The sequence below is a fragment of the Fuchsiella alkaliacetigena genome, from assembly GCF_023227765.1.
Taxonomy (GTDB): Bacteria; Bacillota; Halanaerobiia; order Halobacteroidales; family Acetohalobiaceae; genus Fuchsiella; species Fuchsiella alkaliacetigena.
On the sequence record NZ_JALKBZ010000116.1, the window covers coordinates 1 to 1,070 of the forward strand.

General features: G+C 34.1%; 1 protein-coding gene. It reads right to left on the bottom strand.

Annotated elements, in window-relative coordinates:
- Window positions 1-90 precede the first annotated feature (90 nt).
- A complete protein-coding gene (locus MWH30_RS13730; RefSeq protein WP_248664667.1) occupies window positions 91-804 on the bottom strand; it encodes a hypothetical protein in 714 nt (237 codons plus the stop codon).
- Between the last annotated feature and the right edge of the window lie 266 nt (window positions 805-1,070).

The window sequence follows — 1,070 nt, forward strand, 5'->3', positions numbered from 1 at the left end:
TAATGGTTGATTATATTTTACACATGGTTATCAAATTAATCAAATCTTGTTTTAGGAGGACAAATGTCCTTATTTTAGTTTTTATAATTTCTAACATTCTTGAATATTAATTGATTGGCCCAATAGTTCTACTACACCACTATCGTGCACCTCTACTCCATCACAGATTATTCTCATTTGCATTGTATCAGGTGTTGGTGGTGGAGTATCTGTCACATCTAAAATAAAGTCACATATTTCTGGATCGTCTTCACCAATAATTATCTGTGCTGTGCCTGTAATTGTAGCTGCCTCGCCATCATCGCAACTTACAGACTCAATTTCTCCTATGCTAGGTGCTGGATCTGGGCCAGGCACTGATACTTCAAGATTTACATCCTCTTCACCAAAAGTATTTGTATACGTTATATGAGATAGATGAAGAGTACATCCTGGACAAGCTACAACTGTTAATTTTACTACATCTGGTGGCCCAGGTGGAGCAGGCTCAGTTATATTTGCAGCTCCAGTAACCTGACATTCACATTCTGGGTCTGGCTCTGGTGGATCTGGTGGTAGAGGTAGTTTAGCTGGCTTAATAATTGCACAAATACAATCAATTGCAATATAAGCTCGTCTACAAGCATTACTACTAGTTATTAAGGTTATATAGTCATCAGTTATCTTAGCGATACACCCAGTAATTTCACAACACTCAGTTCCAGAACTAATAATAATAGTAACTGGCTCTTTCTCTTCAGATAATCTCTTCAATAATTTTCTCATAGAATTTTTAGGTGCTTTACCTTGCTTAGGTTTTGACATTTTATCCCCCCTTTCTTAATTATTCCTACTTAAAATAATTTATAATATCTTATGTTAAGTAATAAATATATGTGCTTATATAAGAAGAGAGTTTTACTGGCTATTTGAGTTATTAATTATGCTTTAAGAGCAAACTATTTAAAGAAGAGTGATTTGGAGAGTGAAGATGGAAAGCAGAGTCAAAACTGTAGTCAGGGCAATCGCATGAATAAATTTTATTTTAAAACTCAATCTTATTTCTTATACTCAGTTTGAATTTAAAAAAT